Source organism: Nisaea sp. (assembly GCF_040217065.1).
Lineage (GTDB): Bacteria > Pseudomonadota > Alphaproteobacteria > Thalassobaculales > Thalassobaculaceae > Nisaea.
Genome location: NZ_JAVJNX010000004.1, coordinates 435,630 through 459,199, shown reverse-complemented (window position 1 = coordinate 459,199; position 23,570 = coordinate 435,630). Strand labels below are relative to the sequence as shown.

26 protein-coding genes and 1 tRNA gene are annotated in these 23,570 nt (G+C 63.5%); 4 read left to right on the top strand and 23 right to left on the bottom strand.

Translation table 11 applies throughout. The features are described from left to right. Positions 1-137: 137 nt before the first annotated feature. The gene (locus RH950_RS03675) at positions 138-782 is read right to left on the bottom strand and encodes a malonic semialdehyde reductase (protein WP_350053813.1); all 645 of its coding nucleotides are present in this window, start codon (positions 780-782) and stop codon (positions 138-140) included. 220 nt (positions 783-1,002) lie between these two features. Here RH950_RS03675 and RH950_RS03670 point away from each other — a divergent pair, with 220 nt between their 5' ends. Further along, on the top strand, positions 1,003-1,731 hold the full coding sequence (locus RH950_RS03670; RefSeq protein WP_350053811.1) for a GntR family transcriptional regulator: 729 nt from the start codon (positions 1,003-1,005) through the stop codon (positions 1,729-1,731). On the opposite strand, the gene RH950_RS03665 is transcribed toward RH950_RS03670, so the two are convergent. The 16 genes from RH950_RS03665 to aroA all read right to left on the bottom strand — a co-directional run bounded on the left by RH950_RS03665 (position 1,728) and on the right by aroA (position 17,272). Next, entirely contained in the window at positions 1,728-2,630 is a 903-nt protein-coding gene (locus tag RH950_RS03665) for a dioxygenase family protein (RefSeq protein ID WP_350053809.1), read from the bottom strand. The genes RH950_RS03670 and RH950_RS03665 overlap by 4 nt on opposite strands. Before the next feature lie 16 nt (positions 2,631-2,646). Beyond that, positions 2,647-3,966 (bottom strand): TRAP transporter large permease, encoded by a 1,320-nt coding sequence (locus tag RH950_RS03660; RefSeq protein WP_350053807.1) that lies wholly within the window; start codon positions 3,964-3,966, stop codon positions 2,647-2,649. Then, on the bottom strand, positions 3,953-4,519 hold the full coding sequence (locus RH950_RS03655; protein ID WP_350053805.1) for a TRAP transporter small permease subunit: 567 nt from the start codon (positions 4,517-4,519) through the stop codon (positions 3,953-3,955). The genes RH950_RS03660 and RH950_RS03655 overlap by 14 nt, the downstream gene beginning before the upstream one ends. A gap of 6 nt (positions 4,520-4,525) precedes the next feature. Then, positions 4,526-5,608, bottom strand: a complete 1,083-nt coding sequence (locus RH950_RS03650) for a C4-dicarboxylate TRAP transporter substrate-binding protein (RefSeq protein WP_350053803.1) — start codon at positions 5,606-5,608, stop codon at positions 4,526-4,528. A 36-nt stretch (positions 5,609-5,644) separates the two neighbouring features. After that, positions 5,645-6,115, bottom strand: coding sequence for an OsmC family protein (locus tag RH950_RS03645; protein WP_350053801.1), 471 nt, complete (start codon positions 6,113-6,115; stop codon positions 5,645-5,647). 238 nt (positions 6,116-6,353) lie between these two features. Further along, entirely contained in the window at positions 6,354-7,097 is a 744-nt protein-coding gene (locus tag RH950_RS03640) for an SDR family NAD(P)-dependent oxidoreductase (protein WP_350053800.1), read from the bottom strand. 134 nt (positions 7,098-7,231) lie between these two features. Continuing rightward, positions 7,232-8,629 (bottom strand): bifunctional folylpolyglutamate synthase/dihydrofolate synthase, encoded by a 1,398-nt coding sequence (locus tag RH950_RS03635; protein WP_350053798.1) that lies wholly within the window; start codon positions 8,627-8,629, stop codon positions 7,232-7,234. Further along, positions 8,574-9,494: an acetyl-CoA carboxylase, carboxyltransferase subunit beta gene (gene accD / locus RH950_RS03630; RefSeq protein WP_350053796.1), complete on the bottom strand. Its 921-nt coding sequence runs from the start codon at positions 9,492-9,494 to the stop codon at positions 8,574-8,576. The genes RH950_RS03635 and accD overlap by 56 nt, the downstream gene beginning before the upstream one ends. A gap of 35 nt (positions 9,495-9,529) precedes the next feature. Then, positions 9,530-10,366 carry a tryptophan synthase subunit alpha gene (trpA, locus tag RH950_RS03625; RefSeq protein WP_350053794.1) on the bottom strand — a complete coding sequence of 279 codons (837 nt, stop codon included), beginning with the start codon at positions 10,364-10,366 and terminating at the stop codon, positions 9,530-9,532. Then, positions 10,366-11,595: a tryptophan synthase subunit beta gene (gene trpB, locus RH950_RS03620; RefSeq protein WP_350053792.1), complete on the bottom strand. Its 1,230-nt coding sequence runs from the start codon at positions 11,593-11,595 to the stop codon at positions 10,366-10,368. Before trpB ends, trpA begins: the two co-directional genes overlap by 1 nt. A 124-nt stretch (positions 11,596-11,719) precedes the next feature. Continuing rightward, on the bottom strand, positions 11,720-12,376 hold the full coding sequence (locus RH950_RS03615; RefSeq protein WP_350053790.1) for a phosphoribosylanthranilate isomerase: 657 nt from the start codon (positions 12,374-12,376) through the stop codon (positions 11,720-11,722). 23 nt (positions 12,377-12,399) lie between these two features. After that, a complete protein-coding gene (locus tag RH950_RS03610; RefSeq protein ID WP_350053789.1) occupies positions 12,400-12,741 on the bottom strand; it encodes a lipopolysaccharide assembly protein LapA domain-containing protein in 342 nt (113 codons plus the stop codon). 125 nt (positions 12,742-12,866) lie between these two features. Further along, positions 12,867-13,148: an integration host factor subunit beta gene (gene ihfB, locus RH950_RS03605; RefSeq protein WP_028467651.1), complete on the bottom strand. Its 282-nt coding sequence runs from the start codon at positions 13,146-13,148 to the stop codon at positions 12,867-12,869. Between the two features lie 236 nt (positions 13,149-13,384). Next, entirely contained in the window at positions 13,385-15,100 is a 1,716-nt protein-coding gene (gene rpsA, locus RH950_RS03600; RefSeq protein ID WP_502889703.1) for a 30S ribosomal protein S1, read from the bottom strand. A 211-nt stretch (positions 15,101-15,311) separates the two neighbouring features. Then, the gene (cmk, locus tag RH950_RS03595) at positions 15,312-15,944 is read right to left on the bottom strand and encodes a (d)CMP kinase (RefSeq protein WP_350053785.1); all 633 of its coding nucleotides are present in this window, start codon (positions 15,942-15,944) and stop codon (positions 15,312-15,314) included. Beyond that, the gene (gene aroA / locus RH950_RS03590) at positions 15,941-17,272 is read right to left on the bottom strand and encodes a 3-phosphoshikimate 1-carboxyvinyltransferase (protein WP_350053783.1); all 1,332 of its coding nucleotides are present in this window, start codon (positions 17,270-17,272) and stop codon (positions 15,941-15,943) included. The genes cmk and aroA overlap by 4 nt, the downstream gene beginning before the upstream one ends. A 221-nt stretch (positions 17,273-17,493) precedes the next feature. Between aroA and RH950_RS03585 the strand changes: the two genes are divergently transcribed. Further along, complete coding sequence (locus tag RH950_RS03585) at positions 17,494-17,928, top strand: TIGR02300 family protein (protein WP_350053781.1); 435 nt, start codon at positions 17,494-17,496, stop codon at positions 17,926-17,928. Between the two features lie 106 nt (positions 17,929-18,034). Continuing rightward, positions 18,035-18,110, top strand: a tRNA-Ala gene (locus RH950_RS03580). An 81-nt stretch (positions 18,111-18,191) separates the two neighbouring features. Here RH950_RS03580 and RH950_RS03575 read toward each other — a convergent pair. From RH950_RS03575 to RH950_RS03565, 3 genes are all read right to left on the bottom strand, one after another. Then, positions 18,192-18,896: an SDR family oxidoreductase gene (locus RH950_RS03575; protein ID WP_350053779.1), complete on the bottom strand. Its 705-nt coding sequence runs from the start codon at positions 18,894-18,896 to the stop codon at positions 18,192-18,194. Between the two features lie 18 nt (positions 18,897-18,914). Further along, positions 18,915-19,640 carry a glutathione S-transferase family protein gene (locus tag RH950_RS03570; RefSeq protein ID WP_350053777.1) on the bottom strand — a complete coding sequence of 242 codons (726 nt, stop codon included), beginning with the start codon at positions 19,638-19,640 and terminating at the stop codon, positions 18,915-18,917. A gap of 72 nt (positions 19,641-19,712) precedes the next feature. Further along, positions 19,713-20,243 carry a 2,4'-dihydroxyacetophenone dioxygenase family protein gene (locus RH950_RS03565; RefSeq protein WP_350053775.1) on the bottom strand — a complete coding sequence of 177 codons (531 nt, stop codon included), beginning with the start codon at positions 20,241-20,243 and terminating at the stop codon, positions 19,713-19,715. Positions 20,244-20,423: 180 nt separating this feature from the next. Here RH950_RS03565 and RH950_RS03560 point away from each other — a divergent pair, with 180 nt between their 5' ends. Beyond that, positions 20,424-21,194, top strand: coding sequence for an IclR family transcriptional regulator (locus RH950_RS03560; protein WP_350053773.1), 771 nt, complete (start codon positions 20,424-20,426; stop codon positions 21,192-21,194). Positions 21,195-21,324: 130 nt separating this feature from the next. Here the strand turns inward: RH950_RS03560 and RH950_RS03555 are convergent, their stop codons facing one another. The 3 genes from RH950_RS03555 to RH950_RS03545 all read right to left on the bottom strand — a co-directional run bounded on the left by RH950_RS03555 (position 21,325) and on the right by RH950_RS03545 (position 23,450). Further along, the gene (locus RH950_RS03555; protein ID WP_350053772.1) at positions 21,325-21,570 is read right to left on the bottom strand and encodes a hypothetical protein; all 246 of its coding nucleotides are present in this window, start codon (positions 21,568-21,570) and stop codon (positions 21,325-21,327) included. 47 nt (positions 21,571-21,617) lie between these two features. Continuing rightward, positions 21,618-21,968 carry a hypothetical protein gene (locus RH950_RS03550; RefSeq protein ID WP_350053770.1) on the bottom strand — a complete coding sequence of 117 codons (351 nt, stop codon included), beginning with the start codon at positions 21,966-21,968 and terminating at the stop codon, positions 21,618-21,620. A 528-nt stretch (positions 21,969-22,496) separates the two neighbouring features. Then, the gene (locus RH950_RS03545) at positions 22,497-23,450 is read right to left on the bottom strand and encodes a complex I NDUFA9 subunit family protein (RefSeq protein WP_350053768.1); all 954 of its coding nucleotides are present in this window, start codon (positions 23,448-23,450) and stop codon (positions 22,497-22,499) included. Between the last annotated feature and the right edge of the window lie 120 nt (positions 23,451-23,570).

The following is a 23,570-nucleotide window of genomic DNA, read 5'->3' as shown; positions in this document are numbered from 1 at the left end:
TCTATGTTCGACAAGGTCCCGGCTCTGCGGCCGGGATGACGTCCAGAGCCGGTCGACGGCCGCGCCCGCAATCGCTCCGTCACCGTCATCCCGTTCTTCAAAAGGATGACGGGTTGAGAGGCTGACCCTCCAGCTCTTTACAGGAGCGTGCAGGCTTGGCTGAAATCGAGGCGCGGCAGGCGCTCGAACAGTCCGGCCGGATCTGCATAACCGAGCGAGCAGAGAAAATTCGACCTGACGGATGTGCCGGCGAAGAAGGCGCCGTCCACAGCGGCGTTATTGAAACCGGACATCGGGCCGGTATCCAGGCCAAGGGCGCGGGCCGCCAGAATCAGGAAGGCCCCCTGGAGACTGCTGTTGCGAAAGGCCGCGGTTTCCGCTGCGGCAAGGTTGCCGGCGAACTTGGCCTTGAATTCCGGTTTGTGCGGGAACAGCCGGTCGAGTGTTTCGAAATAGCGTGTGTCGTATCCGATGATCACCGTGACAGGCGCGGCGCGGACCTTGTCGGCGTTGCCCGGGGCGACACAGCCCGCGAGGCGTTCTTTCGCCGCTTCCGAACGGACAAAGAGGTAGCGGGCCGGGCAGCCGTTATTCGCGGTCGGTGCCATTTTCACGATCTCGTAGAGGTCGTGCAGCATGGCATCGGGTACCGGAAGTTCCGTCCAGGTGTTATGCGTTCGCGCCTGCCGGAACAGAAGATCCAGAGAATCGCCGTCAAGCTGCGAGATCCGCGCCTTGAGCGCTTCGATTTCGGTCCGGGCCTTTAGTGTTGCGGTGTTCATTCCTCTTGGCCTTATCTCTGAGCGGGTTTCGCCATTCGCCGATCCCGCCGTCTTCGCGCGGATTAGGAGCGCGTTCGCATCGCCGGAATTTCCGGTGCGGGAACGCTATAATATCGATTATGGAAGGAAAATAATAAATAATCGATATTATGACAGAGATGCCCCTACCATCGATTTGTTATAGACTCACCGGAAAGCATGGTTTGGAGAATATGTCGCTTTGGATGCCGTCGATACAAACGTACTGAATACATCTGCACTTGCAGAACCGGGCCGGGGCCCTGAGTCCCGGACGACGCAGGCCTGTGCCGCTCTTCGTCAGGACATCCTGTCGGGGGCGCTCGGCGCCGGGGTCAAGCTGAAGATCGATCAGTTGCGGGAACGCTACGATCTCGGCGCCAGCCCGATCCGGGAAGCCCTCAGCCTGCTGACATCCGACGGTCTCGTGGAGCGGCTTGACCAGCGCGGGTTCCGGGTCGCTCCGGTGAGCGGGCTTGAATTCCGGGACATCCTGAAGACGCGCTGCTGGATGGAGGAGCGGGCCCTGCGGGATTCCATCGCCGCGGGCGACAGCGCCTGGCAGGACAGGGTCGTGCTGGCGTATTACCGGCTCTCGCGGACGCCGCGCGGCGGGCCGGAGGCGGGCGATCTTTCCGGGTCCAGCGAATGGGAAGCCCTGCACAAGGCGTTTCACATGGCCCTGATCGGCGGCTGCGGGTCGGACATCCTGATCCGGTTCTGCGACCAGCTTTATGACCGCAATATCCGTTACCGGCAGCTTTCGCGCCCGGCGGCACTGCCCAAACGGGATATCGAGGCGGAGCACAAGGCGATCATGGAAGCCGCGATCGACGGCGATGCGGATGCCGCCGTCGCCGCCCTGATCGCGCATTACACCCGCACGGGCGGATATCTTGAGGGGTCGATGCTGGACACTGCCGGAACCTAGATCCGGGACGCCTCCCGGGGCTGGTCCTCCGTCTCGCGTGCCAGAGATATGTCGAAATCGACCCTGAAATAGGGCAGTGCGAGGCGCTCGCGCGCTTCCAATTCCGCCGGGAGATCCTCTGTGCTGGTCCGGGGGACATATTCCGTCACCAGGGCTTCCCGCACGCCATAGACCGCATCCTCGTCAAGATAGGGGTCGTCGCTCGGAAACAGCTCCGTGACCAGGGAGCGGTGACCCGGCGCTTCGACGATCAGATGCAGGTGTGACGGACGCCAGGGGTGGCGGTCCATGGCGCCGAGCACGGTCCCGACCGGGCCGTCCGTCGGTACCGTGTAGGGCGCCGGGCGGACAGTGGTAAAGCAGAACCGGCCATCCTCACCGACCTTGAGCCGGGCCCGCAGGTTGTATTCGGGCTGATCGGTGTCCTGGTTCGAATAGAGGCCGTTGGCGGCGGTCTGCCAGATCTCCATGACGGCGCCGGCCACGGGGCTGCGGTCGGTCGAGCGGATCGCGCCGATAACGGCAACATGATCGCCCTCGTTATCGCCGATCAGGTCTCCGCCGGACGGGATTTCCGGCGCGCCGAGAATGTGGAACGGCCCGAGCACGCTGGAAGGGGTCGCATCCTTCGGCGAATGCAGCATGTCGACCAGGGAAGACAGGCCGAGGACGTCCGAAAACAGGACGAACTCGTTGCGCTCCCGGTCCGTGATCTCACCGGCCCGCGTCAGCAGATCGATGCCGAGCCGCCATTCCTCGTGGCTGAGATCGACCTCCTTGGCAAAGGCATGCAAGTGATGCACCAGCCGCTCGAGAACAAGGCGCGTGCGCGGACTGGTTCCCGGCCCGCAGGTGTCCATCAGTGCGTCTTTTATCGTGGTCGGGTCAACGGTGCGCATGAGCGTGCTCCGGAAATCAGGGTAGAAGGACGGTGCTGAGCACCGGGAATTCGATCAGCAGGATCAGGACGACAAGTATGATAGCCGCAAAGGGCAGGGAGCCAAGAAAGACATCCTTGAGCGTGATCCGGCTGTCGTCGAGTGTCGCCTTGATGGTGAAACAGGACAGCCCGAGCGGCGGGGTCAGAAGACCGATCTCGGCCCCTATGACGGTGACGATCCCGAACCAGACAAGGCTGAGGCCCATGGGCTCGATGACCGGCAGAAACAGGGGCACCACGATCAGGATGATCGAGGCGGTGTCGAGCAGGGTGCCGAGGAACAGCATCAGCAGCACGTAGAGCACCATGATCCCGAACAGGGAGAACTGATGGTTTTCCAGCAGCTGGCTGATCTCGTCCGGCAGGCCGGCAAATCCCAGCATCCGGCTGTACATCGAGGCCGCGGTGATCAGAAACAGGATATTCGCCGTGATATGGCCCGTCTCGATCAGGGTTTCCTTGAAGGCGGCGCCGGTCAGTTTGCGCCGGAACAGCGCGATCACCAGGGCTGCGGCCGATCCGACGGCGCCGGCCTCGACCGGGGTGAAAAGCCCGCCATAGATCCCGCCAAGGACCAGGACGATGAGCAGGATCACCGGCAGGGTCCGGCGCAGCGCAGTAAGGCCCTGCTTCGGGACCGGGCCTGCTTCCAGGGCGGCAAGCGGCTGGCCGCCGACAAAACCCGGGCGCAGATAGGCCATCAGGGCAATGGCAATGACGAACGCGGCGGCGAGCATCAGGCCGGGAACGATCCCGGCCAGGAACATGTGGCCGACGGATTGCTCGGCGACGAAGGAATAGATGATGAGCATGGCGCTCGGCGGGATGATCATGCCGAGCACCGAGGAGCCGGCGACCACACCGACCGCGAAACGCGGATTGTAGTCGAGCCGGAGCATCTCGGGCACCGAGACCCGGGTGAACACGGCCGCGGATGCGATCGACGAGCCGGTCACCGCGGCGAAAAGCGCATTCGCCCCGACGGTCGCCATCCCGATCCCGCCGCGGACCCGATGGAACAGGACATTCATGGCGAAATAGACATCGCTGCCGAGCCCGGCCTTGGAGACAACGATCCCCATGAAGGTGAAGAGCGGGATTGTGGCGAAGGTATATTCCGTCACGCTGTCCGAGATGGTGATCTTCAGCAGGTTCATCGCCAGGGTCGGGTCGTCCCGGATCAGCCAGATCCCGAGGAAGGAGACCACGCCGAGCGCGATCGGGACATACAGGCCGGCATAGATCAGGCCGACGATCAGGACGACGGAAAGGGACCCGACCTCAAGCGTGCTCATGGGATTCGCCGCGCTGCAGGATGGAGAGTGTTGCGGTCAGCCAGAACCTCAGGGCGCAGAGGCCGGAACCGGTGAAAATGGCCAGTTTGATCGGCCAGGCCGGGACGGTGAAGATGCCGGGTGTCCCGACAAAGTCCTCATTCACCCAGGCGTCTGTGAATTCCGGGAAAATGGCCGTTGCGATCAAGCCCATGAAGATTGCGGACAACAGGTCGAGGCCGACCCGGAGCCAGCGGGCGATTCCGGGACGGATGGCCGTAAGCGTGTTCAGGGCGCCATCGGAACGGGTCATCCGCTGCACCCGGACGACGTCGGTCAATTGCAGGAAGACGATGAAGACGACCGAGAACTCGACCAGCTCGACCGCGCCGTTGAACGGCGCGGTGAAGACCCCGCGCGCGATCACGTCGGCAACGACGACGATGACGAGAGCCATAACGAACAGGGTACCGACAGCGTTCAGCGCCATGGCCGCGCGGTTGACAATGCGGGAGAGCGCCGCGGCGAGATGCGCGACCGGCGCGCTCTGCCGCGGTGCGGTTTCAACAGGCACGAGGGCTCAGCTCCCGAATTCGCTTGCCCAGTCGCGGGCCGGGACGGCGCCCGCAGCCTTCAGCTTGTCGATATAGGCCCGCACGATCTTCCGGCCCGGAATGCCCTGAGCCTCAAGACCGTCCGCCCATTCGGCGGCGATATTCGGCATCGCGGCGGCCCATTTCTTGCGCTGCTCGTCCGTCAGGTCGGCCACCGCGCCGCCGCCGGCCTTGTAGGCCGCGACACTGGCCGCGGCCTTGTCGACGGCAACGGAAGCGATCCGGTCGCGATAGGCGACGGCTGCGGTCCGCATCGCCGTTTTCACTTCGTCCGGCAGTGAATTCCAGCGGTCCTTGTTGACCGTGAGCGCCTTGGTGTTGACCGAGCCGAGATCGGCTTTCAGCATGTATGGTGCGACTTCGGCGATCTTGAAGGTCTTGGCAGCCTCCGGCCACAACATGGCCTGATCGACAACGCCGGTCTGCAGCATGTTGTAGAAATTGGTCAGCCCGCCGCGCACCCCGGCGGCACCGACACCTTCGAGATAGCGGAGATTGTAGCCGGCACCCGCGACCTTCTTGCCCTGCATTCCGGCAAGATCCGACAGCGGCTCGCGCGAGAATACCTGGTAGCTGTCGAGGGCCACGCCGTTCGCCAGGAGGATCTGGTTCTGCTTCTCGAATGCCGCCCCCATCTGCGGGAATTCGGCGGCAATTTCATCCATCGCCCGGGCGACGATACGCGGATCGGAGCTGATGAAGGGGGTGACGAAGGCGAGCCCCTGCAGGGGCAGCTTCGAGCTGTGGAAGACAGTGGTCACCACACCGACATCCCCGAGCCCGAGCTTGACGCCGTCGAGCACGCCCTTCGGCTTGACGATGGTGCCGCCGTAGGCTTCCTGCCATTCGATCGTATAGTTGCCGGTGGCTGCAAGCAGACGGTTCACCTCGGGCAGGAAGAAGCCGGAAAACTCCTTCACCCACATGGCACGGTCCGGATACCCGTCGATGGCCACCATCTTGATGGTTTCGGCGGCGCGTGCGACCGGCGCGGCAAGGACCGCAAATACGGCTGCCGCCGCAAGTACCTTCTTGAATTTTATAGTCATGAGGTCCTCCCCTTTATCCGACGGATCTTTGCCCGTTCAGGATTGATGTGAATTGCTCTTCCAGGTTTCCGTGATCTTCGTCCCGGCCGCCTTGAAGAGCTTCGAGACCGGACAGAACTTGCCGACCTCCTCGGCGACGCGTTGCAGATCCGCGTCGGAGACCGGCCCGTCCGCCATGACGGTGACGTCGATTTCCGGAAACGGCAGGTCGAATTCTTCGGTGAGCGTCACGCCGCGCCGGTCGAATCTGGCCGCGACCGTGATGTCGAGATGGCCGATATCGATACCGAGTGCCTTGGCGCATTTATGGGCAATGACATTCGTGCAACCGGCCAGCCCGGCCAGTGTGGTCTCCGTCGGGGACGGGCCGGTATTGCTGCCGCCGCGCTCCTCCGGCTCGTCGATGATGGAGCTGACGTCACGGACCGTGATGTCGGAACGCGCATGAGACGTCCCGACGGCCCGTACCGTTGTCGTCACAATCGTCTTGGGTCGTATGCTCACCATGAGTGGAAGCTGCCGGTTGTTTGTTTGGATTAATCTTGGGATAAGCTCGGGCAGGCGTCAAATTTTATCGATGTTTTATCCTGTAAAAAAATAAAATCGAGTTTTCTGGTGGCGCTTGAATCAATTGGCAAACAGCCGCCGCATCATGATGTGCGTGTTGGAGGCTTCATACGGAAACAGGCCCGGCAAATTGCCGGGCCTGTTTCGTTCGAGATGCTGTCCGGAAGGCTCCGGTGGTCTACAGGTTCTGCGCGCCGTCGACCGCGACGGTCTGGCCGGTGACCCAGCTTGCCGCCGGCGAGAGCAGGAAGGCGGCCACGGTGCCGATTTCCTCCGGCGTGCCGAAGCGGCCGAACGGAATGCGGTTGAGGGTGTTGTGGTAGAGTTCGGGATTCTCCGTCTCGCGCCGCTCCCAGCTGCCGCCCGGGAAGATGATGGAGCCGGGGGCGATGCAGTTCACCCGGACCCGGTCGGCGGCGAATTTCTTGGCCTGGCTTTGGGTCAGCTGGATCACCGCCGCCTTCACCGCGCCGTAGGGCATGTTGGTGGTGGCGCCGATGCCGGAGACCGACGAGATGGTCAGCACCGCGCCCTGGCTGGCGACGAGATGCGGGTAGGCGGCCCAGGTCGCCCGGACGACGCCCATCAGGTCGACATCCATGCTTTTCTTCCAGCCGTCCTCGTCATCGCTGGCGCCGAAGCCGGACGGATTGTTCACCAGCCCGTCGATGCCGCCGAGCGCCTCCGCCGCCGCCTCGATATAGGCCTTGAGCGCGTCCGCGTCGGCAACGTCGCAGGGCGCCGTGTGCACCAGGCCGCCATGCCGCGCGAGTTTTTCAGCGGCGGCGCTCAGGCTGGCCTCGGTGCGGCCACAGACGGAAACGGACGCGCCTTCGGCGGCGCAGGCGCCGGCGATCGAAAGGCCGATGCCGCGGGTGCCGCCGGTGACGATGATTTTCTTGCCTGTGAGTCCGAGATCCATGCTGCTGCTCCCTGTTTCCAAATTTTTATCCCTGCGAAAGCAGGGACCCAGGGAACGTAGGGGAAAGTCCTATGATCACTGGGTTCACGCTTGCGCGGGAATGACGATTAAAAAGATAAGAAACGCCCGAGAGATCAGGCGTTTTGATTAAGTCCGAGCGCGTGCCCGGCGAGGTAGAGGGAGCCGCAGATCAGGAAGCGCACGGACTTGCCCTTTTTCTGGCTGTCGCGGAGCGCCTGCTTGACGCTGGAAACCGGAATGGCGGGAAGGGCCGCGCGCTTGGCGCCGTCCATCAGCGCGTCCTCGGTGAGGCTGTTTTCCTCGCCCGGGATCGGCAGGACGTAGAGCCGCTGGGCCCGCCCCCGCATGTGTTTCAGATAAGCCGCCGGGTCGCGGGTGTTGAGTGAGCCGAACAGCAGATAGACCGGCAGGGCGCCGGGCTCGGCTGCCCAGCCGTCGAGGATTTTCGCAACCGCTTCGCCGGCGCTCTCATTATGGCCGCCATCGACCCAAAGGCTGGAGCCGGGATTGAGATATTCGGTCAGTGCGCCGCTTTCCAGATGCTGCATCCGGGCCGGCCAGGAGGCCTCGGCGATGCCCTTGGCGCGGGCGCCCTCGGTTGTCTTGACGGAGGTTTCGGCGAGATCGGCCGCCATCAGCGCCTGTCCCGCATTGAAAACCTGATGCGCGCCGAGCAATCCCGGGCGCGGATAGCGCCGGGTCTTGCCGCCGGTGCTGAAAAGCATGCCGTCGCCGCCCTCGGCAATGGTCCATTCATGGCCGTACCTGTAGAGCGGGGCGCCGACTTCCGCCGCGCGGGCCTCGATCACGGCCAGTGCCGCCGGGTCCTGCGGGCCGATCACCGCCGGCACGCCCGGCTTCAGGATGCCCGCTTTCTCGAAGGCGATCTTCTCGATCGTGTCGCCGAGAAAACCCATGTGATCCATGGAGATCGGCGTGATCACGGAGACGGCGGGCTTGTCGACCACGTTGGTCGCGTCGAACCTGCCGCCGAGGCCGACCTCGAGCAGCAGCACGTCTGCCGGAGTGCGGGAGAAGGCGAGGAAGGCCGCCGCCGTGGTGATCTCGAACAGGGTGATCGGGGTGCCGCCATTGGCCCGCTCGCACTCCTCCAAGATCCCGACCAGCGCCGAATCCTCGATCTCCTTGCCGGCGATATAGAAGCGTTCGTTATAGCGGACCAGATGCGGCGAGGTGTCGGCATGGACCGTGCGGCCCGCCGCTTCGTAGATCGCCCGCAGCATGGCCACGGTCGAGCCCTTGCCGTTGGTGCCGGCGACATGGATCACCGGCGGCAGCTTCCGCTCCGGATTGCCGAGCAGGCCGAGCAGCCGTTCCAGCCGGTCCAGCGTCAGGTCGATCAGCTTCGGATGCAGCCGTTGCAGCCGGTCCAGGATCGGCTGCGGCGAGGGCGCGGATGCGGAAATGTCGGGATCCTCCAGCGAGCGAGTGCGGTCAGCTGTCGCTGTCGTTCTCGTCGGGCTCCGTCTCGTCGGCTTGCGGCAAGGCAACCACGACGGCTTTCGGCATCGGATTGCGGATCATGGAGAACACCCGGATCAGCGTGTCGCGCAGCTCCTTGCGGTGCACCACCATGTCGACCATGCCATGCTCGAGCAGGTATTCCGAGCGCTGGAAGCCCTCCGGAAGCTGCTCGCGGATGGTTTCCTGGATCACCCGCTGGCCGGCGAAACCGATGATGGCGCCCGGCTCGGCAATATGGATGTCGCCCAGCATGGCGAAGGAGGCGGTGACGCCGCCGGTGGTCGGGTCGGTCAGCACGACGACGAAGGGCAGGCCTGACTCGCGCACGATTTCCCGCGCGATCACGGTGCGCGGCATCTGCATCAGCGACAGGATGCCTTCCTGCATGCGGGCGCCGCCCGAGGCCGGGAACACCACCAGCGGGGCTTTCTGGGCCTTGGCGAGTTCGGCTGCGCGGACCAGCGCATCGCCGACCGCCGCCCCCATGGAGCCGCCCATGAAATCGAAGCGGAACAGCGCCAGCACGACCGGCGTGCCGCCCATCTTGCCATGCGCGACGATGATCGCGTCATCCGCGCCGGTCTTCGCCTGGGCTTCCTTCAGGCGGTCCGTATAGCGCTTGCGGTCGCGGAATTTCAGCGGGTCGAGAACCGGTTTCGGCAGCTCGATCCGGTTGAAGCTGTCATCGTCGAACAGCATTTTCATCCGGGTTTCCGCGCCCAACCGCATGTGATGCTCGCAGTTCGGGCAGACCTGCTGATTCTCTTCGAGATTGCGGTGGAAGATCATCTCGCCGCAGCCGCCGCACTTGATCCAGAGATTGTCCGGAACGTCGCGCGGCTGTACCAGCGCCTTGATCTTCGGCAGGACCGAGTTTGTGATCCAGTTCATATCCGTCCTCTCCGCAGGGTGCGGTGATTATAGTATCAAGACCGGGCTTGCCGTACACCGGCTGCAAGGTCGGAGACAAGGTCTGTGACGGCGCCAACGGTTGTGGCCGTCGCCTTGCCGGAGGAATCGAGCGAATTCTTGATCGCATCGACCACGGCCGAGCCGACGATGCAGGCATCGGCGACCGAGGCGACGGCGGCGGCCTGCTCTTTCGTCTTGATGCCGAAACCGACGCCGATCGGTATATCGGTATGTTTGCGCAGTCTTTCCAGGGCCGCCGTGACCTTGTCGATCGGCACCTCGGCCGTGCCGGTGACCCCGGCGATGGAGACATAATAGATGAAGCCGCCGGTATTGGTCAGCACCGTCGGCAGGCGGGCGTCGTCCGTCGTCGGCGTGGCCAGCCGGACGAAGGGCAGGTTGCGCTTGACCGCGGGCAGGCACAGCTCGTCGTCTTCCTCGGGCGGCAGATCGACAACGATCAGGCCATCGGCCCCGGCCGCGATCGCGTCACTCAGGAACCTGTCGACCCCGTAGATATAGATCGGGTTGTAGTAGCCCATGAGCACGACCGGCGTGGTCTTGTCGCCTTCCCGGAATGCGCGGAGCTGGGCGAGGGTCTTGGCCAGGCTGCCGCCGGCCTTCAGCGACCGCTGGCTGGAAGCCTGGACGGACGGGCCGTCCGCCATCGGATCGGAGAAGGGCATGCCGAACTCGATCATGTTGGCGCCCGCGCCCGGCAGGGCCTGCATGATGGCGAGCGAGGTCTCCGGGTCCGGATCGCCGGCGGTGATGAAGATGCCGAGACCGGCGCGGTTCTCGGCCTTCAGGGCCGCGAAGGAGCTATCGAGGCGGGAAGCGGTGTAATCCATCAGAGTTTGCCCATTTCTTCGAGCCGCGGAATCACCGCATCCAGATCCTTGTCGCCGCGGCCGCACAGATTCATGACCACGATTTTGTCTTTCGCCAGATCGCCGATCATGGTGCCGACATAAGCCAGCGCATGGCTCGGCTCCAGTGCCGGGATGATGCCTTCCAGCTTGGAACAGAGCGCGAAGGCTTCCAGCGCGTCCGTGTCGGTGGCGCTGACATATTTCACCCGGCCGCTCTCATGCAGCCAGGAATGCTCCGGGCCGATGCCGGGATAGTCGAGACCGGCCGAGATCGAGTGTGCCTCGGTGATCTGGCCGTCATCGTCCTGCAGAAGATAGGTCCGGTTGCCGTGCAGCACGCCCGGATTGCCGCCGGTCAGCGATGCGGCATGCTCGCCGCTGTCGATGCCATGTCCGGCCGCCTCGACGCCGATGATCTCCACGCTCTCGTCATCGAGGAACGGATGGAACAGGCCGATGGCATTGGAGCCGCCGCCGATGCAGGCAACCAGGACGTCCGGAAGCCTGCCTTCGGCCTCCTCCATCTGCCAGCGGGTTTCCTCGCCGATGATGCTTTGGAAATCGCGGACCATGGCCGGATAGGGATGCGGTCCGGCGGCCGTGCCGATGATGTAGAAATGGGTTTCCGCCTTCGAGACCCAGTAGCGCAGGGCCTCGTTCATGGCGTCCTTCAGGGTGGAGGAGCCGGAGGTCACCGGCACCACCTTGGCACCGAGCAGGCGCATGCGGTCGACATTCGGTTTCTGCCGCTTCACGTCCTCGGCGCCCATGAAGACTTCGCATTCCATGCCGAACAGCGCGCAGGCGGTCGCCGTGGCGACGCCGTGCTGGCCGGCGCCGGTCTCGGCGATGATCTTGGTCTTGCCCATGCGCTTGGCGAGCAGGGCCTGGCCCATCACGTTGTTGATCTTGTGCGCGCCGGTATGGTTCAGCTCGTCCCGCTTGAAGTAGAGCTTGCCGCCGCCGAAATGCTCGGTCAGCCGGGGCGCGAAATAGAGCGCGCTCGGACGGCCGATATAATGCTTCCGGTAATATTCCATCTCCGCCCAGAAATCCGGATCGCCCTTCGCCGTCAGGTAGGCCTTTTCGACCTCCAGGACCAAAGGCATCAGGGTTTCGGCGACATAGCGGCCGCCGAAAATACCGAAATGGCCGTTCTCGTCGGGGCCGTTGCGGAATGAGTTCAGGGCTGGCGTGGAGCTTGCCATTGTCAGGCTTCCTCGTCGGATCGGGGCGTGTGGACTCGCGGCGCGGGTTCAGGGCGGCGCGCGAAACGCCGCATAATGCGTTGGGCGCCCTTGTAAGGCAAGACCGGGAACGGCTTCGCGGGCGCTAATCTGCCTGCAATGCGGCACTGACAAAGGCCCGGATCTTTTCCGGGTTCTTCACACCGGGTGCATCCTCGGCGCCGGAGGCGGTATCAACCGCCTGTGCGCCGGTCACCCGGATCGCCTCGGCGACATTCCGGGCATCGAGCCCGCCGGCCAGCATCCAGGGCGTCTTGCCCCGGTAGGCCTTCAGTGCCGTCCAGTCGAAGATGAGCCCGTTGCCGCCGGGCAGCTTGTCCTTGTCCTTCGGCGGCTTGGCGTCGAACAGGATCAGGTCGGCGACCCCGTCAAAGGCCTCGGCTGCGCGCGCATCCGCCGCCTCGGCCACCCGGATGACCTTCATCACCTGGGCGCCGTAACGCTGCTTGATCTCGCGCACCCGCTCCGGCGTCTCCTTGCCGTGCAGCTGGAAGATGGCCGGATGCGCGGCCGCCCAGACGGCGTCGAGCAGCGCGTCGTCGGCATCGACCATCAGGGCGACGACCTTCATCCCTGCCGGGACATGGCGCACCAGTTCGGCGGCTTCCTCGGGCGTGACCGCGCGCGGGGAAGGCGGAAAGAAATTCAGCCCGATATGGCTGGCACCCGCCGCCGCTGTCGCGGCGATGGCTTCCGGCGTCTTCAGGCCGCAGATTTTGACGTCCATGTGATGATTGGCCATGTGATGATCGGCTTTCTCGAAGCTCAGCGGCGCCCCGGTGCCGGCAGGGCTTTCCGGAGATCCTCGACCTCGTGGGTTCTGTGGTCCAGATCGTCCTCGAGCCGGCGCGCCTTGCCTTCGGCCAGCCGCGCCCGGCGGCGGGTCTCTCCGCCGCTGAACCAGGTGGCGATCACCCCGAGAACAAAGCCGAACATCATGGTGCACAGGCCGAGGAAATAGGCCGGGACCTCGACGGTGATCGGCAGCGGCCAGAAACCGACCTCGACGCCGTGCCGGTTCGAGACGGCGAACAGGATGATGACGACCGCGACGGGAAGTCCGATCAGAAAGCCGAGAATCTTGGCAAAGAGGGATCTGCGGGCCATGGCGCTACCGTAATTTCGAGACTGCGGTCAAATATAGGCCATCGGGCGCGTGGATCGAAGTCCCGAGACGCGATAGGAGAAGATAATCGTTGAACCGTCCGGGAGGCCGGGCCGCCGAAGAGGCCTTAGCCGTCGTTGATCCGGTCGCGCAGCTGCTTGCCGGTCTTGAAGAAGGGCACGAACTTTTCCTGCACGGGAACCGAGTCGCCGGTACGCGGATTGCGACCGACGCGGGCGTCGCGCTTTTTTACCGAAAAGGCGCCGAAACCACGGAGTTCGACACGATCGCCGCTGGCGAGGGCATCGGAAATCTCGTCGAAGATAGCGGAAACAATCCGCTCCACGTCGCGTTGATAGAGGTGCGGGTTCGCCTCGGCAAGACGCATGATCAACTCAGATTTGGTCATGTTTGCCAAGCTCCCCCAATTGACCGTCTGTCGCACTCATCTCGCGACCAAGCGGGACATGGTGCTAATAAAACAGAAGATTACACCGGTTCGTCAAGTGTAAGTCTCTCTTTTGCATAATAAAAATGCACTTCACAAAATCAGAGGTGCGGAATTGACACGGAAGAAACGAAAACGGCGCCGCCCAAAACTGGGCGGCGCCGCATAACGTGAAACGGTCGAATCGGGGTTAACCCTTAGTCGTCCTGCTCTTCGCGCTGCTTCAGGGCAGCACCGAGGATGTCGCCCAGGCTGGCGCCGCTGTCGGAGGAGCCGTAGTCGGCCATGGCCTTCTTCTCTTCCTCGACTTCACGGGCCTTGATCGACAGGGTCAGCTTGCGCGTCTTGTTGTCGATCTGGGTGATCTTGGCATCGACCTTCTCGCCGACGGCGAACCGGTCAGGACGCTGCTCGGAACGATCCCGGGACAGGTCGCCCTTGCGGATGAAGCCGTGCAGGCCTTCGCCGACGGAAACCTCGAGACCGTTGTCGGTCAGCGTGGTCACCGTACAGGTGACAACCACACCCTTGCGCAGGTCGGAAGCACCGGACTCGAAGGGGTCCTCGGAGAGCTGCTTGATACCGAGGGAGATGCGCTCCTTGTCGGTATCCACGTCAAGGACCTTCGCCTTGACCATGTCGCCCTTCTTGTACTCCTTGATGGCTTCCTCGCCCGACTGCTCCCAGGAGAGGTCGGAAAGGTGAACCATGCCGTCGATCTCGCCGGAGAGGCCAACGAACAGACCGAATTCGGTGATGTTCTTGACTTCGCCTTCGATCTCGGTGCCGGCCGGGTAGCTGGTGACGAAATCGTCCCACGGGTTGGCCATGCACTGCTTGAGGCCGAGGGAGATGCGCCGCTTCGCCGGATCGACATCGAGGACCATGACCTCGACTTCCTGGCTGGTGGAGACGATCTTGCCCGGATGCACGTTCTTCTTGGTCCAGCTCATTTCGGAGACATGGACCAGGCCTTCGATGCCCGGCTCGAGTTCGACGAACGCACCGTAGTCGGTGATGTTGGTGACGCGGCCGGTGAACTTGGTGCCGACCGGGTACTTCAGATCCACACCTTCCCACGGATCCGCCTCGAGCTGCTTCATGCCGAGGGAAATACGCTGGGTTTCCGGGTTGAAGCGGATGACCTGCACCTTGACGGTGGAGCCGATCTGCAGGGCTTCGCTCGGATGGTTGATGCGGCGCCACGCGATGTCGGTGACATGCAGCAGGCCGTCGACGCCACCGAGATCCACGAACGCGCCGTAGTCGGTGATGTTCTTGACCACGCCCTGAAGGACCTGACCTTCCTGGAGGTTCGCGACCAGCTCGGAACGGGCTTCGGCGCGGGACTCTTCAAGAACCGCACGGCGGGAAACGACGATGTTGCCCCGGCGGCGGTCCATTTTCAGGATCTGGAACGGCTGCGGCGTACCCAGCAGCGGACCGATGTCGCGGACCGGACGGATGTCGACCTGGCTGCCCGGCAGGAAGGCCACGGCGCCGGAGAGATCGACGGTGAAGCCGCCCTTGACCCGGCCGAAGATGGTGCCGGTAACGCGCTCGTTGTTCTCGAACCCGGTTTCCAGAACCGCCCAGGCTTCCTCGCGGCGGGCCTTCTCACGGCTGAGCATGGCTTCGCCGTTGCGGTCTTCCATGCGCTCGACATAGACCTCGACGATGTCGCCGGGCTTCAGTTCCGCTTTCTGGCCCGGGTTGCCGAATTCCTTCAGCGCCACGCGGCCTTCGGACTTCAGTCCGACGTCGATCAGGGCCGCATCACCGTCGACGGAGATAACGGTGCCCTTTACGACGCTGCCTTCGATGCTCGTGACGTCGCCAAAGGACTCGTCGAGCAGGGCAGCAAAATTCTCAGTCATTTCCGGTTCTTGAACCGCTCCGGCTGCATTAGCCATGTAAGCTCCTCAGTGGGTCTTGCCGGAAAACCGAGGTTCGCCGGCATCTGTTCATGGTGGCTGTGCAAATAGAATTTGCGTCCCGCATCGCGGGACCGTTCCACCCGGTCCAGGGCTGGAACGCGGCTGAGCCTGTCAGCCACCGTTGGTTTCCAAAACCGGTCATCGGACCTAATGACCGGCATCTCTCGCATTCCGCAGTCTGCGGTGATCAGCCCGCGCCGCTGATGACGTCCAGTGCCGCTGTAAAAGCTTCGTCCGGGGTCATCGACGACGTGTCGATCAGGATCGCATCGTCCGCTTGCTTCATCGGGGCATCGCTCCGACCGGCATCGCGGGCATCACGTTCACGCATATCCTGTAAAACGCGCGCATATATAGCGGCCTCGCCCCGTTCCTGCAACTCTTTGAATCGCCGCCCGGCCCGCGCTTCCACCGACGCGGTGACGAAGAGTTTCCGGTCCGCGTCCGGGCAGATCACCGTGCCGATGTCCCGGCCGTCCAGAATCGCCCCGCCGGCGCCGCCCGGCGGATTGCCGGCGAACTGCCGCTGGAAGTCTTTCAGGGCGGCCCGGACATCGGGATTTGCCGCGACTTTCGACGCCGCAGCCCCGGCCTCCCCGGTACGCAGGTCCGGGCTGCCGAGAAGCTCCAGGTCCAGCGTGCGGGCCGCGTCGGTCGCCGCCTCCGCGTCTTCCGGGTCGGCGCCGCGGCGCAATAATGTCACGGCAACCGCGCGGTAAAGCGAGCCGGTATCGAGATAGGCATATCCGAGATGATCCGCCAGGCGCCGCGCGAGCGTGCCCTTGCCGGCGGCGGCCGGTCCGTCGATGGCAATGATCATGCGGCGTCTCCGCTGTCGATCCTCGCACCCGCGCCGCGCATCAGATCGGCGAAGCCGGGGAAACTGGTGTCGATGGTCCGGCCGTCGTCGATGGTGACCGGGGACCGGGCTGCCATGCCGAGGACGAGGAAGGACATGGCGATGCGGTGATCGAGATCGGCGGCGATGGTCGCGCCGCCGGCCACGCCGTTGGAAGAGCCGGTGACGGCGAGCGTATCCTTGCCCTCCTCGACACGGGCGCCGGCAGCGGCAAGGCCGCGGGCCATGGCGCCCAGCCGGTCGCTCTCCTTGACCCGCAGCTCGCCGACCCCGCGCATGATGGTCGCGCCCTCGGCGAAGGCGGCGGCGACGGAGAGGATCGGATATTCGTCGATCATGCTCGGCGCGCGCTCGGCCGGCACCTCGATGCCTTTCAGCGCGCTGCTCCGGACCCGGATGTCGCCGACAGGCTCTCCGGCCTCGATGCGGCGGTTCGAAATCTCGATATCCGCGCCCATTTCCAGCAATGTCTCGAACACGCCGAAGCGCAGCGGGTTGAGCCCGACGGCGAGCAGGGTGATGTCGGAGTCCGGCGTGATCAGCGCCGCCACGGCCGGAAAGGCCGCGGAGGAGGGATCGGCGGGAACGACGATGTCGCTTGCCTTGAATTCGGGCTGGCCGGTCAGCGTGATGACGCGGCCTTCCGGAAGATCCTCGACCCGCACGTCCGCGCCGAAATGGCGGAACATGGTTTCCGTATGGTCGCGGGTTTTCTCCGGCTCGATCACGGTGGTCTCGCCCGGCGTGTTCAGACCGGCCAGCAGGATGGCCGATTTCACCTGCGCCGAGGCGACCGGCAGCGTGTAGCGGATCGGCAACGGATCGGTGGCGCCGAGGACGCAGAGCGGCAACCGGCCGCCGGAACGGCCATGGAAGACGGCGCCGATCTGGCTCAAGGGTGTGGTGATCCGGCTCATCGGGCGGCGGCGCAGGGAGGCGTCGCCGGTGAAGACGGCCGTGATCGGATGGCCGGCGACCAGTCCCATGAGAAGCCGGGCGGCGGTGCCGGAATTGCCGAGATCGAGCACGTCCTCCGGCTCGTCCAGCGTGCCGATGCCGCGGCCGAAGATCTCCCAGCTGCCGTCGTCCAGGCGGTTGACGGTGGCGCCGAGCGCCCGCATGGCGGCGGCCGTCGCCAGCACATCCTCGCCTTCCAGCAGACCCGACACCGCGGTCCGGCCGACGGCGAGACCGCCGAGGATCAGGGAGCGGTGGGAAATCGATTTGTCGCCCGGCACCTTGAGGGTTCCGGTGAGGGCGGCGCATTTTGATGAGGTAAGGGACGTCATGGGGTTCTCACGGGGCTTTTCGCGGCAAATTCGCGTCGGCTTCGGGTTGACCGCAGGCTCTCTATCACAGAGGGTAGCGGCCTGTCTGGGAGAAATAGGCACGATTGGCAGGATTCCGGGGGCTCCATTGCGCATTTTCACTTTGACAGATGCGCGCATCACCGTTATTCGGCGCCTCTTGCATTAGCGATCCAGAGTCAAGTGACTGTCGGAGGAACGACGTGGCGAAACCGGAATGGGGCATCAAGCGCACCTGCCAATCCTGCGGCGCGCGCTTCTATGACTTGATGAAATCTCCCATCGTCTGCCCGAAATGCGAAACCGCGTATGATCCCGAGGCGGTGCTGAAAAGCCGTCGGGGACGCCCGGTTCCAGTGGCGGACGTGAAAAAGAAGAAACCTGCCGAGACGGAGGATGCCGATCTCGACGAGGAAGAGGACGACGAGGTCGAGGAGCTGGAAGCGGAAACCGCCAAGCCCGCCTCGAGCGATGACGATGATGACGACGATGATGATGATGATTCGTCGGACGACACGCTGATCGGCGATCTCGACGATGACGACGACAGCGATGATGATTCGCTGATCGAGGATACGTCGGATCTCGGCGATGACGATGATGTCGTGGTCGTCAAGAAAGACCAGGACGACTCCTGATCGGCAGCGTTTTGCCGGCATCGGCAGAAAGCACTTGATCCGACGGGCCGGGCTCGCTACATAGCGAGCCCACCCGCCGCCGGGGCCCAACCCGGCGCAAGGTTACGGGGCCATAGCTCAGCTGGGAGAGCGCTACAATGGCATTGTAGAGGTCAGCGGTTCGATCCCGCTTGGCTCCACCACCGAAGCCCCAAGGGAAACCTTGGGGCTTCGTCCATTTTTGGCGGGCTTGCCGGACTGACCGGCGCCTGCATCAGGTCCTGTTACGACAACAGCCAGCCGCCATCGACATCGATGGTCGTGCCGGTGACAAAGTCGTTCTGGATCAGGAATATGATCCCCTGCGCCACTTCGTCGGCCGTGCCCGCGCGCGGGATGATGTTTCCGCCCGTTGCTTTCGAATAGAACGTAGCGCGTGCGTCGCCCTGGGCGGCAACCATCGGCGTATCGATGATTCCGGGCGAGACGAGGTTGATGCGCTTTGGCGCAATTTCGGCGGTGATGGCGCGAACCATGGCTTCAACCGCCCCGCCGACAGAGCCGATGGCCACCTGACCCGGTCTGGTCTTTCGCGCCGGAGCGCCGCTGACCAGAACGATGGTGCCGTCGTCGCTCAAATGCTCGGCGCCGAAACGCACCACATTGGCATATCCCCAGAGCTTGTCGAAGGACGCCTTGAAACCGTCCATGTCCATTTCGAGAAACGGACCGATCGCCCGCTCGCCGCCGGTCGCGGCACTCACCAGGATATCGAAGGGAGCGCATTCCCTGAGCATGGCCTGCAGGGCGTCGCGGTCGAGCACGTCGCATTTCTTCAGGGTGATGCCCGCGGGCACGTCGCCGGCCTTGTCGGGGTTGCGGCTGACAGCGATCACTTCGGCGCCCAGTGCCACAAGCCGTTTTGCGGCGGCGAGGCCAATGCCCGAGGTGCCGCCGAAAATGACGGCCTTTTTCTTTGCTACGTCCATAGTCTGTCGTCCTTTGCTTCACTCTCTGGAAATCTGATCTTCCTGGCCGTCTTGGCCGGGAACAAACCGGTCAGGGTCTGGAAAATGGGCCGGAAGGGCGCGTTGCAGCACCCTGGCGACATCTATCACATAATCGGCGCCGGCCATCGGATAGCGTTGTGGCGACTGCAGATAGCGCGCGATACCCGGCTCATTCAGAACCCGCTCATGCAGCGTTGCCAGATGCGGGCTGTTCCCAAGGATATCCGGCACCCAGTCCAGATATGCGGACAGTGCTTCGGCCAGGACGATATCGGCGAATGTGAGGCGTGCACCGGCACAGAAACCCGCAGGGTTGCCGGCCAGCCGGGCTTCGAAGCGCGGTCCGAACTTCCGGAACCGGGCCCGCAATGTTTCCACTGCCGAGTCTTCGGTCGGCTGGAAGGCGGCCTGCAGTGCGGTCTCTGCGAAATCTGCGACGGCACCGGCTATCATGTCGCACCAGAGCGCGTCCGCATCGGTTTCCCCGTAATAGCCGCCGCGCCGCGCCAGATAACGGATCATCGCCGTCGACTGGCTCAGATTGAGCTTGTCGATTTCCAGCAGCGGCATCTGATCGAACGGAAGCTTGCCGGCCGCCCGCAATGCGGCGAGCGCTTCCGGCGTATCGACCGGCACGTTCTCAAATCCGATCCGGCATGCCGCCAGCATCCACCGGGTCGTCTCTGCCCGCCCTCGACCATTGAAGTAATGAAGCCGCGTCATGTCTGTCCCATCGCCATGTGAATTCGGGTGCCCGGTTTGAAACCCCGGACGCGGATCGTGTCACTCATGAGCTCAACGAATGAAATGTTTTACATAGTCCGCGCCAAGACCGACCTTTTCAAAGTGAGCACGGCACATGTCGATCTTGGTGAAGACGTCCTCGTACCCCAGATGGTTGCCATATGGATCGACGTAATACATCACGCCGTTCACCTGGAAGTAGGTGATCATTTCATCGACATCGTCCGGCACGACCAGTGTATGGGTCTCGCCGGGGGGCTCGTAGACATAGCTGCCTTCCTCGGCGACCCAGTCATGCTCGAGATAATGCCAGTGGCCTTTCAGGACAAAGCCATGCACCGCATTGGGGTGCCGATGCCGGGACAGGACGCCCGACTTTGTCACCTTCAGCAGGTTCATCCAGTAGCCCTGGGACACGTTGAGACAAAGCGGCCGGAAGAACACGTGCGCGCTCTGCCGGACCCACATGCGCTCGTCGCTTTCCGACAAGGCGTCAGGAACAACAATCTCGGGCACGGCGTCCGGCGGCATCGGCAGCTGGTAGGGTGTGCGGGGATTCTCGTCGGTTTCTACGAGGGGCAACGGGCTATCCTTTCTTGATTACAGCGCGGCAGAGCCGCCGTCGACATTCAGTGTGGTTCCGGTAGCGCAGCCGGTCTTGGCGCTTGCATTTGTCCATAATATGGACTATTGTCCATTAAATGAACCCTATGCATCAGGCATGGAGTTGTCAATCGCCGGCACCAGAGGGGCGGCCCGCACATGCCGAAGACCATTCAAGGCGCGCAGAGTTTCGCCCGAAACATGAAGCTCCTGCAGCAGATTGCCGATGCAGGCGTAGCGCCGACACGGGCCGAATTGCTCCGGGACAGCGGGCTGACCCGGCCAACGCTCTATCGCATTATCGCGTCGCTGGAGGCGGAAGGGCTGATCGAGGCGACACGAGACCAGCGTTACAAGCTGGGCGGCAGGCTGGTCAGCCTCGCGCGCCGGTCCCTGGCCCAGAACGACGTGCGCAGAATTGCCGAGCCGATATTGGCCCGGCTGCGGGATGCAACGGGGGAGACGGTTCATCTTGCCGTCCGCAGCGGGGAGGAACTCGTCTATATCGACAAGATCGAAAGCCGGGAAAGCGTCCGTATGGCTTCGACGATAGGCACACGGATTTCGTTTCATTCAAGTGGAGTCGGCAAGGCGTTTTTGAGTGCCTTGCCCGCAGCGGAAGCGGACCGCCTGATTGATCAGATGGCGCTCCCCAGGGTCACATCTTTCACGACGACCGATCGCGACGCCTTGAGAGAGATTGTGCGGCAGGCGCGGGCCGCCGGCTTCGTCTGCGACAACCAGGAAAACGAGGTCGGGATTGTGTGCTTCGGCGCTGCCATCTGTGAAGGCGCCGCCCGCCCGGTCGCGAGTGTCAGTGTCTCGGTACCGCTGTTCCGGCTGTCCGAAAACACCGATCTTTACGCGGTGCCGCTTCTGGAGGCCGTTGCGGATATATCGGCGCAACTGGGCTTCATGGCCGCGTCCTGAAAAGGTCTAACAAGGCCGTCGACGACAGCTCCGCTCCGATCCGATGCACTGTTCACAGGATCGAGGCCAAGAAGATACCCGGCCGGTGCCGTTCCGTTCTGCCGCGAATTGAGTGTGAACTGGTTGAGTATCAGGCCGCCTGGAACCTGTTATGGCCGCCGCAACCATCACCGTCGGGGACTTCGATCAGCCTGAAAAGGTCGGCGGGTGGGTCATCCGGGGGCCGCGCGCCGACGGCCCGGCCAATGTGCAGGCGCGGGCCGGTGATGCTCTCCGGCGAGGATATGCCGGCCGGGGGCAAGCGGTCTGGCCTCTGGCCGGTATCGTTCCCGGCAAGCAACGCTCCCAACGGAATCTTGCTTGCCGGGTTATTCATATACGGTCCATGTCGGACACTGCGCCGCCAAAGCGGCTCGGTGTTCGTCAGGTTTTCGGCATGATTTCTTCGATGCAGGCCAGGGCCAGCGGCCTGGAGGGGCTGCGTGCGCCCGGCATCGTGGCCCAGCCGGAATCCATGATCACATCGTCGCGCTGGTAGGACTGTGCGTTTTCCAGGTCGGCCAGTGTCTTGGCCGCATTCGGATCCGAGATGGATCGGGCCACGCAGACCGGGACGAAAGCCTTCACGACTTCGACTTCCGCCCTGTCGGAGGCGAGTTTGTCCGCCTTGCTGCCGGTGACCCAGCCGCCCCAGGAAAAGCCGACGATCGTGACCGCGATAGCGCCGACTCCAAAGCCAAGTACGCCCGGCTTAAGCCATTCAGGTAATGCCAATGTCCGATACTCCATCTGGCGGCAAAGAGGCCGCAGGTTCAAATTCAGGTGTGACGTGTCGTTGGGCAGAACACAGCACGTCTAGTCCGCACTGTTCTGTTCGAGATACAATAATTCAAAAATATCTAAGATGAATATTGTGCCAATATTTCTGCATCTTGCCGAGCAAGAAAGATAATTGCAAGATTTAGTCGTTAGACATAGGCACGAAAATTAATAAAAAGAAATAGAAATATTGAGATTTTATTGAAATCAAGCGTGAGTTTGGAGCGATTTCAGGAGCTTGTTTCGTTATCGGTCACGCGAATTTTACGAAACAACGAGAAATCTGTCCGGTGTTCACGCCGGCGGGTGATTTTCTCTGGGGGCGTGCGCGATGTGCCGGGACAGAAGCTTGCGCCGCGTCCCGCGCGGATCGGGGCGGTGCGGCGGCCATTCGGGCGAGTCCGGGCCGCCGGCCGCTCTTGGGCGCGGTCGCTTTGACGGCCGTTCGGACCGACGGCCGTCTGTCAGGTGCGGATTTTTGCCTTAAGCGGCGCGGAAGCGGTTGTAGCGGCCGCCGGGGCGAAAGCGGTCCAGGTAGGTCGGCAGGATCGCCTCGCAGGCGGTTGGCTCGATGCCGAGATCTTTCAGGGTCGCCGCGCCTTGCGACACCACATTGTCCGTTTTCAGCAGAACCACCTGATCGCGGGTCAGCGGCGGTGTCGGCAGTCTTTCCAGGAAGGCCGCCTGCAGGGTGGCGAGCCAGAACGGGATGTCGATCAGCCGGCATTTGCGCCCGGTCTGCGCCACCACCAGCTCCATCAGCTCCCTGAAGCTGTAGATTGTCGGGCCGCCCAGCTCGTAGATCCTGCCCTCCGCCGCGTCGGACGTCAGGGCGGCAAGCGCGGCCCGGGCGACGTCGTCGACATAGACCGGCTGGAATTTCGTCCGGCCGCCGCCGATCAGCGGCAGGAACGGTGCCTTCTCGGCCATGGCGCCGAAGCGGTTGAAGAAATCGTCATCCGGGCCGAACACGACGCTGGGGCGGAGGATGGTGGCCGTCGGAAAGGCGCTCTGCACGGCGGCTTCGCCGGCGGCCTTGCTGCGGGCATAGCGGGAGGCGGAACCGGCGTCCGCGCCGATGGCGGAGACATGGACGAATTTGCTGACGCCGGCTTTCGCCGCTTCGGTGGCGATCAGGCCGGCGGCCGTACCCTGCACAGCGTCGAACCGGTTGCGTCCGCTCTCGAACAGGATGCCGCACAGATTGATCGCCATGTCGGCGCCATCCAGAAGCGCCGCGATGCCCTCGCCCCTGGTCACATCGACATGCACCGGCGTTACCTGGCCGACCACGCCCTGGACCTTGAGATGCTTGGCGCCGTCGACATCGCGGCATCCGACGGTCACCCGGGCGCCCTGCTGCGCGAGTTCGCGCACGATGTTGCGTCCGATAAATCCGGAGCCGCCGAAAACGGTGATTTTCTTGCCTCGGAACATGGCGATCATCCTTCTCAAGTGCGCTGCACCGGCCCACGCGAAACCGGCAGCGCTATTCCTAACCTCACAGGCGCTTATAATATAGCGCCGCGCCGCGGGCGATCAATTTCCCGGCCAACG